The sequence below is a fragment of the Paenibacillus tepidiphilus genome (assembly GCF_008635795.1).
GTDB lineage: Bacteria > Bacillota > Bacilli > Paenibacillales > Paenibacillaceae > Paenibacillus_AQ > Paenibacillus_AQ tepidiphilus.
This window is the reverse complement of sequence record NZ_VWRQ01000037.1, coordinates 20,994-34,477: the sequence shown is the minus strand read 5'-3', so window position 1 is coordinate 34,477 and position 13,484 is coordinate 20,994. Positions and strand designations below refer to the sequence as shown.

The 13,484-nt window shown below is 53.0% G+C and carries 10 protein-coding genes; 2 read left to right on the top strand and 8 right to left on the bottom strand.

The window, feature by feature from the left end:
• Positions 1–147 precede the first annotated feature (147 nt).
• The 5 genes from F1379_RS28425 to F1379_RS28405 form a co-directional block, all read right to left on the bottom strand.
• The gene (locus F1379_RS28425) at positions 148–1,854 is read right to left on the bottom strand and encodes a glycoside hydrolase family 3 protein (protein ID WP_203457192.1); all 1,707 of its coding nucleotides are present in this window, start codon (positions 1,852–1,854) and stop codon (positions 148–150) included.
• 18 nt (positions 1,855–1,872) lie between these two features.
• Positions 1,873–2,514, bottom strand: coding sequence for a beta-phosphoglucomutase (gene pgmB / locus F1379_RS28420; protein WP_150275841.1), 642 nt, complete (start codon positions 2,512–2,514; stop codon positions 1,873–1,875).
• A gap of 206 nt (positions 2,515–2,720) precedes the next feature.
• Positions 2,721–3,623 carry a carbohydrate ABC transporter permease gene (locus F1379_RS28415; RefSeq protein WP_239004847.1) on the bottom strand — a complete coding sequence of 301 codons (903 nt, stop codon included), beginning with the start codon at positions 3,621–3,623 and terminating at the stop codon, positions 2,721–2,723.
• On the bottom strand, positions 3,620–4,501 hold the full coding sequence (locus F1379_RS28410; protein ID WP_150275840.1) for a carbohydrate ABC transporter permease: 882 nt from the start codon (positions 4,499–4,501) through the stop codon (positions 3,620–3,622). The genes F1379_RS28415 and F1379_RS28410 overlap by 4 nt, the downstream gene beginning before the upstream one ends.
• Before the next feature lie 83 nt (positions 4,502–4,584).
• On the bottom strand, positions 4,585–5,961 hold the full coding sequence (locus F1379_RS28405; RefSeq protein WP_239004846.1) for an ABC transporter substrate-binding protein: 1,377 nt from the start codon (positions 5,959–5,961) through the stop codon (positions 4,585–4,587).
• Between the two features lie 149 nt (positions 5,962–6,110).
• Between F1379_RS28405 and F1379_RS28400 the strand changes: the two genes are divergently transcribed.
• Together F1379_RS28400 and F1379_RS28395 are read left to right on the top strand one after the other, a co-directional pair.
• Entirely contained in the window at positions 6,111–7,898 is a 1,788-nt protein-coding gene (locus F1379_RS28400; RefSeq protein WP_150275839.1) for a sensor histidine kinase, read from the top strand.
• Between the two features lie 26 nt (positions 7,899–7,924).
• A complete protein-coding gene (locus tag F1379_RS28395) occupies positions 7,925–9,472 on the top strand; it encodes a response regulator transcription factor (RefSeq protein WP_150275838.1) in 1,548 nt (515 codons plus the stop codon).
• Between the two features lie 82 nt (positions 9,473–9,554).
• Here the strand turns inward: F1379_RS28395 and F1379_RS28390 are convergent, their stop codons facing one another.
• The 3 genes from F1379_RS28390 to F1379_RS28380 are packed head-to-tail and all read right to left on the bottom strand — an operon-like array spanning position 9,555 to position 13,461.
• Positions 9,555–10,655, bottom strand: a complete 1,101-nt coding sequence (locus tag F1379_RS28390) for a GerAB/ArcD/ProY family transporter (RefSeq protein ID WP_150275837.1) — start codon at positions 10,653–10,655, stop codon at positions 9,555–9,557.
• Positions 10,656–11,903, bottom strand: coding sequence for a Ger(x)C family spore germination protein (locus F1379_RS28385; protein WP_162551308.1), 1,248 nt, complete (start codon positions 11,901–11,903; stop codon positions 10,656–10,658).
• A gap of 40 nt (positions 11,904–11,943) precedes the next feature.
• Positions 11,944–13,461, bottom strand: a complete 1,518-nt coding sequence (locus tag F1379_RS28380; protein WP_150275835.1) for a spore germination protein — start codon at positions 13,459–13,461, stop codon at positions 11,944–11,946.
• Positions 13,462–13,484: the final 23 nt, after the last annotated feature.

Below are 13,484 nucleotides of genomic sequence, written 5' to 3'. Positions count from 1 at the left end.
TCGCCATGCGCAAGCATCCTAGCTACAAGGGCGGCTTGGCCCCTCCCTTGGTTGGACTTTCACCAACTAGATAATGCGTGCCTCTGGGCACGCTAGCAGCAAATAAAAACGGTACGCGCCTTCGGGCGTCGTACCGTTTCATTGCAATTATATGCGGGCATCCCATCTGCCACAGAATGGATCTACGGGGCTGACGCCCTTGAACTCCGAGTTTCCGGTCAGTTTATCTACAAGCTCCTGAAGCACAATTTCCGAGGTGCCGTAGGTATTGATAAAGGTCTTGACCCTTGGAACATCAAGCAAGTGATACGGATTCTCCAGGGAGATGAACACCGTCGGGATTTCGGCCTGGAATACCGGCACATCCGCACCCATCGGCTGAGCCCATTCGATCCGCACCGTGGTTTGATTGCTCTTCGTAGCGAGTGTAGCTACATAGAGGATGACATCATATTGGTCGACGTAATCCTGATATGCCTTCAGCAGTCCTTCCATCCCTTTGCTGGGATTAAACTGCTCGACCTCAAACCCCTTCTGCTCCAACCGTTGTTTAAATGCCGTAATGGAGGTATCAGCTGCTGCCGCGAAATAGCTTTGCCCGGACTGGAGCGGATACAAAAGCACCCGTCGGTGCTTCGCGGGGGACAAAGGAAGCACGCCCGCCTCTTCCTTGACAAGCGTAATGCTGCGCGCCGTAATTTCCTGTGCCCAGGCTTTGTGCTCTTCTGCAGCAAGCACCTGCTTGGCCGTTTCCAGGTCAGGGATCAGTGTGCCGTCCTTCTGCTTGCGGTGCAGGCCAAGCGAAGCCTTCAGCGCTAAAATTTTGCGCAGCGCATCCTCCAGGCGTTCGGGTGCAACGGTACCGTCCTCGATCCCCTGCTTCATGTAGGCCAGATCTTCTTCCATATTCCGAGTGAAGAGAAACATGTCACAGCCCGCAGCAATGGCCTGGGGAACGGCCTTGGAGCGGTGCATCGGAATGACCATTCCCGCCATGGAAGAGGCGTCGGTGACTACAAGACCGTTGAAGCCAAGCTTCTCCTTCAGCAGCCGCGTAGTCAGGTCATAGGACAGCGAAGCCGGAAGCAGCTCCTCATCCGTGATGGCCGGATTGAAGTGTCTCGAATAGGCGGGCTGCATAATATGTCCGATCATTACTGTCAGTGCACCTTCTTCAATCGCATGCTCATAGGCCTTTCCATAAGTCTGATCCCATTCTGCAGTGGACAATCCGTTGATAGAGATGGCCAGATGCTGATCCAGCTCGTCTACCCCATCACCGGGAAAATGCTTGACCGATGCAGCGACGCCATGCTCCTGCATCCCTTTAGCATAAGCTGCGCCCATCCGGCGTACCCGCTCCGGATCGGAACCGAATGTGCGGGTATTGGTAATCGGATTGCGAAAATTATAGTCGATATCAATAATTGGAGCGAACCCCCAGTTCGCACCTACCGCTGCACCTTCACGTCCGCACACCGCTCCCGCTTTATAAGCCAGGCTATCGTCATCCGTAGCGGCAATCTGCATGTGTGACCCGACACGGGTGCCTTCGACTGCAATACCGTTGCCGCCCGCTTCCAAATTGGCGGAAATCAGCATGGGAATCTTAGCATTCTCCTGGAGAATGCGGATCGTATCCACAGCCTCGGCAGTGGGCATCGGACGGCACATAACCCCTCCGGCCTTGACATCCCGGGCCAGGCTTCGGAGTTGTTCTTCTTCGCTTGTATAAGCAATCAGACAAAACAGCTGCCCCACTTTCTCATCGAGCGTCATGCCTGCCAGTGTTTGGTTAACCCACTCAATATCCTCATCCTGTAAATAAAACGGTTTAGCCTTTAAATCCGTCATCTCGCTTATTCCCTCTCTTCATTGAATAATCTTCTGGACAGACACGCCTTCCAGACTCGGGGCGGCAACCGTTAATCCTGAAAGCCCTGCAGCCGCTCCTACTCCTACCGTTTTCATACCGGCCGCATGGGCGGCCGCAATTCCGGCTTCAGCATCTTCCACGACTACACAGTCCTCAGGGGAAATTCCCAAGCGTTCCGCAGCCTGAAGAAACACCTCCGGATCAGGCTTGCTATTCCTGATATCGTTTCCATCAACAACCACATCAAAGACATTGTCGAGCCCGATCTTGTTCAGAATGACAGGCGTATTCTTGCTGGAGGAACCGATGGCGGTCAAGATATGTCGCTCTTGCAGTGCTGTAATTAAATTCATTACACCGGGAAGGATGTCAGTTTCGCTCAAGCGGTTCAGCAGCTCCCGGTAGATCACATTTTTTCGCTCGGCCAGCCCCTGCTTCTGTTCTGCTGTATACCTTGTTGAAGCCTGTTCCAGAATAAGCTCGAGGCTCTCCATCCGGCTCACGCCGCGGAGCCTTTCATTGGCTTCCCGGTCAAACGGGATGCCTTCGGCATCGCTGATTTGCTTCCAGGCCTGGTAGTGATATTCGTCCGTGGAGACAATAACCCCATCCAGATCAAATATGACGGCTTTAATCATGCCCTGTTTATTCTCCTTCCTCTTAAGTAAATTGAACTTGCTATGTGCAACGATACTGAAAAAATCAAAGGCAAAATAGTATTTATCGGATTGAAATCATACATTCCGGATGTCCATCACAAAAAAACAGCGGCAATTCATCCTGTGGGTTCAGGAGAATTGCCGCTGTTCGTTTGATATGAATTACGAAGTGAAGTGTATGTTGCTTATCCCTTCACCGAGCCCACCGTCAGTCCGCCGACAAAATACTTCTGCAGGAACGAGAAAGCGATCAGCAGCGGAAGCGCGCACAGCATGCAGGCCGCGAACAAGACGTTCCACTGGGTCGGATTCTGCTGGTCGCCCATGAAGCCCAGCATAGCCAAGGGGAGTGGCGAATCGGCCGCTTTGGAGATGAACGTCATATTAAAGAAGTAATCATTCCAGATCCAGATTCCCTGGGTAATAATGACCGAGACGGTTACCGGAATGAGCAGTGGGAACACCACCGTCCAGAACCGGCGCAGCAGCCCTGCCCCGTCAATATGCGCCGCCTCTTCGACCTCGACCGGCACGCCGCTGCGGATAAAGCCGGTGTACAGGAACGTGGAGAATGGCAGACTGCAGGTTACGAACATCAGAATCGGCGTGTATTTCGTACTGGGAATCCCCATGTTGTTAATCATTTGCACAATAGGTATCAAAACCATCTGCCCCGGTACAACCAGCCCTGCCAGGAAGAACAGATAGAGAAACTGGCTCCATTTGCTCTGAATCCGCGCCATAGGATACGAAGCCATTGCGGCGAGAATGACGACAAGCACAACGGAAATGCCGGTCAGCACGACGCTGTTCATAAAGGCAGAGCCAAAATGCATCCGTTCAAAGGCATCCCGGTAACTGGAGAACGAAAGTTCGTTGAACAAATTCAGAGGGTTTGTGTTGTTGTCCGGCGACCGGAGGGACGTGGACAGGACAATGACCAGCGGGATCAGATTCAGCACCATAATGGCGATAACCACGAATTGTACAAGCCCTGATTTAAGCCATCGGGCAGCTTTACCGGACTTACGGGTATGACGGGCCGGCTCCTGCTCCAGCATCTTGCCGGTGAATGCTCCGCTGCTCATGCCGACACCTCCTTCCGGTTCATCAGAAGCACGGCCACAGCCGTGATGACGATGATGATGAGGAATGAAATGATCCCCAACGCCGAGGCTTTGCCGAACATCTGCTCCGTGAACGCCATTTTGTATATAGAGTAAATCAGGGTGTTAGTCGAAGTTCCCGGTCCGCCATTAGTCATAATAAACGGAAAGTCGAAGGCCTTTAACCCGTTGATTAAGCTTAGCGTTGTATTAATGGTGATGGATGTGGCGAGCAGCGGCAGCTTTACATATCGCAGCAGCTTGAAGGGGCCGCATCCGTCAATTCGTCCGGCTTCCAGCAGATCGTTCGGAACCGTCTGCAGACCGGCCAGGAAGATAATCATCGTCGTACCGACATTCTTCCAGATTTCCACAAAGATAATCGAGTACAGCGCCGTGGAATAGCTGCCAAGAAAATTCAGATTATCGCTTGGGATTCCCAGCTTGGTCAGAAAGGCCGCAATCATCCCGCTGTCCGGCATGTATACATAACTCCAGATGAAGCCGACGACAATCGCACTGAACAGCGTGGGGATATAGGATATGGAGCGGTAAAAGCCTTTGCCCCGGATATTCATATTCAGCAGCAGCGCCAGGCCAAGCCCGATCAGGTTACCGGCGACGACGCTGACAACGGTATAAATCAGCGTGTTGCGGATGGAATTGCCCAGCGTGCCTCCCTGGAACAGATCCCTGAAGTTATCAAAGCCAATATAGTTGAAGGTCTGTGCATAACCGTTAAAGTCGGTCACACTGTATTGAAACAGCTTGCCAATCGGAAAGATCCAGAACAGCAAGTAAAAGACCAGCGCCGGCAGCGCGAACAAGTACAACGTTTTCTTCATCACAGTTGAATTCATCTGATGTTCCACCCTTCCTGTAAAACTGATGTCCGCCCAGCCCGGACCGGTCAAAGGCCCGGACTGGCGAACATTTTATCTGTTTATTGCTTCCACAATTCTTTGAACTTGGCGTCCATGGCTGCGGTAACCTGCTCCGGTGTCGTCTTGCGGCCGCCGATAATTTCGGCGAACTTCGCTTCCATCTCCTCGGCAACTCCCGTCGGCCACATCTGGTTCGGGAAGTAGACCGACTTGCCTTCGTTCAAGTAGGAATCATTGACTTCTTTGAACAGCTCATGGTTCAGCGGCACACCTTCATAGACGCTGATCGAGCTGTTGGACTCCGTCCAGGCCTTGAACAGATCGGACTGTCCGTCGAACAGGTAATTCATCACTTGCTTGGCGATATCCAGGTTCTCCGATTTGGCATTCAGCGCGAATCCGGCGGCGGTGGCGGCGGAGACATAAGTAGGCTGTCCCGGTTCATTGGCCGGCAGTGAGAAGAAGCCGCGGGTAAATTCGGCCGCACCTTTGGCCGTCATCGTCGCGTAGTCCCATGTACCGTCAAAGATCATCGCCGCTTTGCCATCGACGAATTGCTGTGCTGCCTGGGCGCTGCCGAGGCCCAGCGAATTCTTGATGACGAAGCCTTTGTCATACAGCTCTTTCATCTTGGAAATCGTATCCACCCATTTCGGATCGGTCAATGACTTCTCCCCGGCCTGCAGCTTGGTATCAAAGTCCATTTCATCCGGATAGACCTCATTCGCAGCGATCTGATACATGCCGAATTGGAGGAACCAAGGGTCTTTATCGGCCAGGGAGATCGGCGTAATGCCTGCATCCTTCAGCTTCTGGCATGCTTCGAGGAACGCCGGCCAATCCTGCGGCATTTCGGTAATGCCCGCCTGTGTGAACAATTCCTTGTTGTAATACACTCCAAGGTAATCCAGCCCGCCGGCGATGCCGTAAGGCTTGCCCTCATAAGACATATCATCCTTCGCTCCCTGGCTGATCTTGTCCCAGAAGGTCAGATCGGACAAGTCGGCGGCGTAGCCAGCCTTGGCCATATCAAGTACCCCAAGCGATGCATTGCGGGGGAATACCCAGAAAATATCCGGTCCCTTGCCGGAAGCCAGCTTCGTCCGGATGGAAGTGAAGTATTGTTCATCCGGGAGCTTGGAGGTTTCCAGCGTCACATTAGGGAACTTCTCCTGCACCAGCTTCGGCATAATGTCGAGCGCAAAATCCTGTCCGTCCGGCGCCTTGGTGCCGGAGACCATCATGGTCAGCGTCACTTTCTTGCCGCTGTCCGGAGTGCTGCTTGTAGGAGCTGAAGCGCTTGCATTTTCGCCGCCGCTGTTCGCTCCATTGTTTACATCATTGTTCGCCCCGTTGTTCGAGCCGCAGCCGGCCAGCACAGCAAGCAGCATTGCGAGTACCAGCGTTCCTGTCCGTTTCTTGGTCCGTGTCTTCACTTGTATAACCTCCCTGTTTTCCTGTAGCTTCTACATCCTGGCAGCAGCCATTTCTGCTGCTGTATTGTTATTTTAATATTGTAAGCGGTATAATTACTTTTGCATTCAGGGTGCACTATTTTTAGATTACGGGGAAGGAGGCGGCAAGCATGGCTTTTTTCAATCTCAAAACCAAGCTTTTTCTCGTGCTTGTCCTTGTATCCGTCATTCCCATCGTAATTGTAACCTATAATTCATACCGCAGTTATACGGAGCTGGTCAACCAGCAAACCTCGCTCGTCGCTTCGAATACGGTTCATAATACAGTCCAGGGCATAGAGGATATTTTCAGCAACATTGAACGGATCTCACTTACACTCCAGCAGCAGTCCTCAAGTGCAACTGCGTACAGTACGGTCAGCGACGAGCTTAAGAAGCTGGCGAAAACCAGTGATTCCTATGATATCTTCATTATCCAGAACAAGCTTAAGCTGATATTTGAGAATCTTCTCCTTAGCTATGACTACGTCAACGGCATTTACCTGTTCTCGCCTGACGGCAAGAACATCAGCTACGGGGCAGAGCTGCAGGTGGATTATGTTCCCTCCGCCGATGATTGGTATCACAAGACGATCGCGAACAAGGGCCAGCTTTATATTGGAGAGCCAGGCATCAAGCCATACATTATCCATTCTGAGCCATCTGTCGTTTTCTCCCGTGCACTATACGATATGAACACCCAACAGTTCCTCGGTGTCTTCATGCTGGATTGCACTCTTGATATCTTTAAGGGCCTCAGCAGCGATGCGGTCCCGAATCTGAGCTACTTCGTCCTGGCCAACGACAACGGCAACATCATTTATGACAGTACCGGCACTAGCGCGGGAGCCCGTCTGCCGCAAGAGCTGATTACGCGAACCGAAGCCATGTCGGGCAACGAGACCGAATTTTATAACAAGGATACCCTAACGGTCATTCAGCGGCTGCCGGTTTACCACTGGACCGTCATCGCCAATATTTCACTTACTGAGCTGTACGAGAACTATGGTATCTCACGCAAGCTGATCATCTATATTTCCCTGACCTGCGCCGTTATCTTCATTCTGCTGTCCGTACTCCTGTCCAATTGGATTACCAAGCCGATTACGCGTCTGGCCGTCATTATGCGCAAGAACAAAGCCCACAAATTTATCACTACCGACATCAAGCCCAAACGGATGGATGAAATCAGCTTCCTCTACACCGAGTACAACAAAATGATGCAGGACATCGATAATTTCATCCGGGAAAGCTATCAGAATAAAATCTTGACGATGGATTCGCAGATGAAGGCGCTGGAAGCGCAGATTAACTCGCATTTCCTCTACAACACGCTGGAATCGATCAACAGCATTGCCGAAATCGAGGAAGTCGAGAGCATCGCCATTATGACCAAGGCACTCGGCGACATGTTCCGCTACAGCATCAAAACCGACAGTGAGCTGGTCTCTGCCCGGGAAGAGCTGCAGCATGTCGATAACTATATGGCGATCCAGCAGATCCGTTACGGCAGCAAAATCCGCTTCGTCAAAGAGATCGGCGCAGATGTAGAGGATGTCAAAATCCTGAAGCTGATCCTCCAGCCTCTGGTGGAAAATGCGATTTACCACGGCCTTGAGAATCAGAAAGGCGGCGGCACCGTCTGGTTGAATGGCAGGCTTGTACCCGAAGAGGGCTGTGTCATCTTCGAAATTCGCGACGACGGCATTGGCATCTCAGAAGAGCGGCTGGCCGAGATCCGGACACTGCTGCTGCAGCCGCCGGAATTTATGGGCATCGGACACCGCAGCAAGCAAAGCATCGGCATTAAGAATGTGCACTCCCGCATCGCCCTCTATTACGGAGGAGATTTCGGCCTGAGCATCACCAGCGAACCTGCCGTGGGTACTGCCATCACGCTAACACTCCCGGCTAAATAAACGAACAACAAGGAGGCAATAGTGCCATGTACTCATTCATCATTGTTGACGATGAACCGCTGATCCGGCAGGGATTGCTCAAGAAAATAACAGCAGTGGACGAGCGGCTTGACTTCCTCGGGGAAGCCGACAACGGCGAGGATGCCCTGGAGATGATAGGCGCGTTGGACCCGCAGATCATCTTCACGGATATGCGAATGCCGGTCATGGATGGAAAGTCGCTGTTAAGACGGCTGCAAAGCGACTATCCGGACAAAAAAATCATTGTCATCAGCGGACACTCCGATTTCGAATATATGCAGGAAGCCATCTCTGCTCGGGCTGTTCACTATTTGCTGAAACCGTTCAACAGAGAGGAAATCCGGGCAGCGATTGCCAAGGCGGTCACTACACTGGAGAGTGAACAATCGGCCAAAGCTGCGGCGCAGCATATCACCTGGGAAGCAGAGCAGCTCAGTGTGCTGGGGGATCTGCAGGCGCTGCTCCATTACATTATCGGTAATTACCCTACTGACAAACCGCCGTTGTTTCGCTCTGCTCCAGTCCGGGAGATAACAGCCAACTGCCGGATGGTGCTGCTGGCCCTGTACAACCCCGATGAATTTCTGGTTCAGGAGCCCATGATTGCCAAGTCCCACCTGCTGTTCCTGCCGCACCCGCAAAGCCGGAAGCTGGCTTTCACCCTGCGGCTGTGCGATGCCGGGCTCAGCCTGGCAGACACGCTGGAAGTGGCCGGGCAAGATGCCCGGAGTTACATCGCCGAAGCAGGTCCGCAGATTTGTATCGGCATGAGCAGCGTCAAGTCGGTCTTGACGGAGCTGCCCCAGGCGCGCGAAGAAGCGACAGCAGCCTTGAACTGCCGCGCCGTCGCCGATCAGGGGCAGCTGTATGAATACCGTCCGGGCTCCTATCCGGCGACGGGCGACATGTGGGGAGGTCAGCGTGACCTGCTGTTCTTCATCGAGTCGGGGAATTCCGGCAAAGTCAGTGAGCTGGTGCAGAATTATTTCGACTTCTACCGGGGCCAGCCCGCCGCTAATGTCCAGCAGCTCAAAGAGAACTGCCGGCTCATTATTGCTGAAGTCAAAGCCCTTCTCTCGGCATACTTCCTTGTAGAGAATGGACAGCAGCCTTCTTCCAGTCTAGAAGCCGTGCTGAATATCTCATTTGATGCCGAGGAGATTCGCACTTATTTTGATACAGTGCTCACCTCGGCCGCCGAGCTGCTGAAAGAACAATCTGTCTACACCTCGCCGAGCATCATCGACAATGTAAAGCTGTATATCGACAAGAATATCGGCTCTTCCATCTCACTGGAGCATCTGTCCAATCTGTTCTTTATCAGCCCCAGCTACCTGAGCCATCTGTTCAAGGAGAAGACTGGCGATAATCTGATCGATTATGTCAACAGACTGCGTATGGAGCGAGCGAAGAGGCTGCTGCGGGAAGGCGATGAGAAGATTTATAAGATTGCCAAGACTCTCGGCTATGACAATGCCAAATACTTCTTCCGCCTGTTCAAGAAGCTGACCGGATATACACCGGAGGAGTACAGGAAGCTGGACAAGGTGTAGCCTGATATGGGCTAGAATCTTGGGTGTAAAATGATAAAGACCGCATGGGCTCATTTCCAATGAGCTCCATGCGGTCTTAACTTTATGTCTGTCCTTTCACTTTTTCTTTCACATATGAAACCACCAGCAGCAACAATGGAATCCCCACCAAATTCACCGGCAGCACATAACGGATCCATACATCCTTCAGCAGCAGTCCGGCCGGGGGATTCAAAGTGATCACCACCATCGTGAGGATGAACGAGACGGCGGCCAGGACCCAAAGAACCCTTTTCCAGCTGCCGGCTCTTCCGATCCACTGGGCCACGCCGTAGCTGGCGGCGAACATATAGATGGACAGCTTGACGAAGATGCAGACCAGCCAGACGGCCATGACAAAAATGTCCATGTTCTGAATAAATTCCATCAGGTAGACCAGCTTGACCATCTCGAAAAAGGGGAATTGCAGCCGCCCGCCTACCGCCGGGCCGAAGGTCATCATTACCCACAGCACGCCGAGCAGCAGGGTGAACGAGGACAACGCGACTCCCAGCAGCAGCGCCTTGCGTGTTCCGGCTCCGGGACGCTCCACGAACGGGAACAGCATCATCAGCAGGGTGACTTCGCCGAGCAGCGAAAGCGGGGCCAGCGAACCTTCCATAATCGGTCCTAGACCGGAATCCGCATAAACGGGGAGCAGCAGACTCCAGTTCAGATTATTCACGGTTAAACCGAAGGTGAGCGCAAGAATGATCATCAGAATCGGCCCCCAGAGCTCACTGACTCTGCCAATCGCCTCAATCCCCCCGTGGTGCACAGTGTATAACACCACTGCAAGCATTGTTCCAATAACGACCCAGGCAGGGGTCTTATATAGTACACTTAGCCGGATGAACAAATACTCGTCCCGCAGGATCAGGCTCATGACCCAGACCCATTGCAGCAGAAACGGAATGACAATGAGCTTGCCGGCCCATTTTCCCAGAATGGACACACTGAACTCGATTAGCGTCTGCCGGGGATAACGGGAGCTGAGCTTCGCCGCTGAATAGGTGATGAGCAGCGCCATAAATCCGGCTATAATATACGAAATCCAGGCATCCTGCTTGGCGCTCAGAATCGTCGGCGTCATCGAGATCAGCAGGTTGATCCCGATCTCCAGCATCATAAAGATCCAGAACAGCTGCCGGTTGCTGATGTTCATTTACTTCTCACCACCGTCTCTGGTGGGCAGCAGGGATTTTGACGTAGTCCCTGTTCCTGTGATATCAAGCTTCACTGCGATGTCCAGTTCGATTTCGGGAAAGAGCGTCTCCCAATCGGCGGCAAGCTTCTTCCAGCGGTAGGGATGGCGGTGGTGAAGGGTTTCTCCCAGCTCCAGAATGTCGCATTTGAAATCCTTCTGCACTTTTGCAACCACCCGCTCCACTTGCTGCTCTACATATTGGTTCATCCGGGTCTCCACCTTCTGTACATTTGCCGGTTTGGACAGATCCAGCGGTGAGTTGTTCTCTTCGATATATCCTTTGCCCTCCAGCGTGATCCGAAACCTGGGCAGATCCCCTTGAAACATAGGTGTGATTTGTCTATGGAAAGAGTCCACATTGACACTTACAGTCTGGCCTTTGGTTGCTCCCGATACCGCATCGGCCGCATTCCCGCCGGATGGGTCGGCATCCGCAGCATTGACCAGCGCAGTAAAATTCCTGAAGGCCAGCTTATCCGCAAGCCACAGTCTCACCCAGTACTCATCATAGTTGAGGTACCCGGCCAGCCTCAGCCCGCTGTTAAATATAGCCGCCCCATATAAACCGAGCGTCGTCTGCGGCGGGCTGTCATTTTTACTCTTTTTGTCTGTCTTCACTTCCGGCGACAAGATCGTGATCGCAGGCATTATTCCGCACCCGGTCCCGTTGGTCATAATATAGAAGTCCAGCAGGGAGCGGCTGATCGGCGCCCCGCTTTTCTCCTGAATTTTCTGCATTGCGATGGCCGGATTGGTCTCCAGCTGGTAAGCAAGACTCATTACCTCCTGGGCCGTCCCGCCCTTGACGACAAACATATTCGCCCGCGGGCGGACCATCGGGCTTCGGCTGTACTCGTCCATAATCGAGAACACTCCATGCTCTGCCAGCTTCTCCCCGATAAAGATATTCCGCCGGTGTCCGGGAAAAAGCACCCGTGACAGCTTTCTCTGCATATTCTGCTCGGCATCCCGGTTATTCCGGCCGTAGGCGCTTTCTGTCATGAAGCTGGAACGGCCGCCCTGCTCTCCACCCTGCTGCCCTCCCGATTCGGAAGCAAGCGGAAGCACCAGGTTGGCGGTTGCAAGGTATTTTCCTTTCTCCACCAGATCCATGCCCCAGCCCAGTACAATCGCCTGATCGTTCAGCTCCTGACGGTCCCAGCATCCAGTCAGGGTCAGCGATAAGACGAGGAATATGAATGTCATTCTCCTGAACATGCGCCAACGTTCCTTTCCTGCCCGTTCTTTATTTGCTGCGTTTGGGGAACCGTTCCGTCTTGCCCTTGGCCAGCCAAGGCATCAGCCTGCGCATTTTGTATTTGGGCGCACGCACAAGCACGTCGCCCAGATTGCCAGGTGACATTGGCGCATAAGGCGCCATATAAGGCACGCCGAAGGGCTTCAAGGTGACCATATGCACCGATAGCAGGATCAGGAATAACACAATTCCATAAAAGCCGAGAACTCCGGCTACGATCAAAAGCGGAAAACGGAGCATCCGGTAGGCTGTTCCCAGGTTATACAGCGGGAAGGCAAAGGATGCGATTCCCGTCAGGGAGACGATAATGACCATCGGTGTGGAGATGATGCCCGCAGCCACAACCGCCTGTCCGATGACGAGCGCTCCGGCAATGCTGACCGCAGGTCCCACCTGCTGGGGCAGCCGGATTCCGGCCTCGCGCAGCCCTTCAAAGATAAACTCCATAATTAGCGCCTCGATCACGGCCGGCAGCGGAACGCCTTCTCTGGCAGAAGCAATGCTGACCACCAGCGGCGTCGGGATCACCTGCAAATGATAAGTGGTCAAGGCCACATAGAGCGAGGGCAGCAAAAGTGAAATATGCACAAAGGTATACCGGATCCAGCGCACAAAGGTCGCGTACATAAATCTGTCAGTATAATCATCTACCGCCTGCAGGCCGGACCAATAGGTCATCGGAACAATCAGTACAAACGGTGTATTGCTTGTAATAATAATGACCTTGCCTTCAAGCAGACTGGAGACTGCTACGTCTGGCCGCTCGGTATTCTGAATTTGCGGAAAAGGTGAGAAGGTATTGTCCTCAATATACTCCTCGATATTGCTGGAATGAATGATCCCGTCGAGCTTGATTTTTTGCAGACGGGCCTTTACCTCATCGACCAGACTATCCTTGGCGATACCTTCCATGTAGCCGATAACGATATCCGTTTCGGTCAAGCTGCCCAGTGTCATACTCTCCAGCTTCAAGCTGGAGGAACGGATACGCCGCCGCAGCAGGGAGGTATTGGTCGACAGCGATTCCATGAACGCATCCCGCGGACCGCGGACGACCTTCTCCGAGGTAGCCTCCTCAATCGAACGCTGCTCCATTTTGACCAGATCAGCCAGCAGCGCAAAGGCGTTGCCCTCCGTGAAGACTGCCGTTTCACCGCGCAGAACCGCTTTAATGACCTCCTGTGTTTCTGCCACGGGCCGGATTTTCAGCGTCGGAATAAAGCTCTCTCTAAGCTCCTCTTCGTCACCTTCAGCCTTGGGCAAGCTTCGGCTGAAATGCTTCAGCAGCGGCCGCAGCACAAATTCATCTACAGCCTGGACATCGCACATCCCGTCTACATAAATCAGCACCGCCCGGTCCATTCCGCCGACGCTGCACTTGCGGAACATAATATCTGAACAGTTCAGGAACTCGCGCTGCATCCGCTCGACATTCAGCGCAAGCTGCGGGTGAAGTCTTTCTGTTTTCTGATGCTCTTGCTTACTGGCTGTCGATTGCTGTGTCATGCGGCACCTCCTTCTGTTGGTAT

Coding starts and splice junctions, on each gene's coding strand:
- F1379_RS28425 (WP_203457192.1), bottom strand. CDS start 1,854: ATGACGGATTTAAAGGCTAAACCGTTTTATTTACAGGATGAGGATATT.
- pgmB (WP_150275841.1), bottom strand. CDS start 2,514: ATGATTAAAGCCGTCATATTTGATCTGGATGGGGTTATTGTCTCCACG.
- F1379_RS28415 (WP_239004847.1), bottom strand. CDS start 3,623: ATGAGCAGCGGAGCATTCACCGGCAAGATGCTGGAGCAGGAGCCGGCC.
- F1379_RS28410 (WP_150275840.1), bottom strand. CDS start 4,501: ATGAATTCAACTGTGATGAAGAAAACGTTGTACTTGTTCGCGCTGCCG.
- F1379_RS28400 (WP_150275839.1), top strand. CDS start 6,111: ATGGCTTTTTTCAATCTCAAAACCAAGCTTTTTCTCGTGCTTGTCCTT.
- F1379_RS28395 (WP_150275838.1), top strand. CDS start 7,925: ATGTACTCATTCATCATTGTTGACGATGAACCGCTGATCCGGCAGGGA.
- F1379_RS28390 (WP_150275837.1), bottom strand. CDS start 10,655: ATGAACATCAGCAACCGGCAGCTGTTCTGGATCTTTATGATGCTGGAG.
- F1379_RS28385 (WP_162551308.1), bottom strand. CDS start 11,903: ATGACATTCATATTCCTCGTCTTATCGCTGACCCTGACTGGATGCTGG.
- F1379_RS28380 (WP_150275835.1), bottom strand. CDS start 13,461: ATGACACAGCAATCGACAGCCAGTAAGCAAGAGCATCAGAAAACAGAA.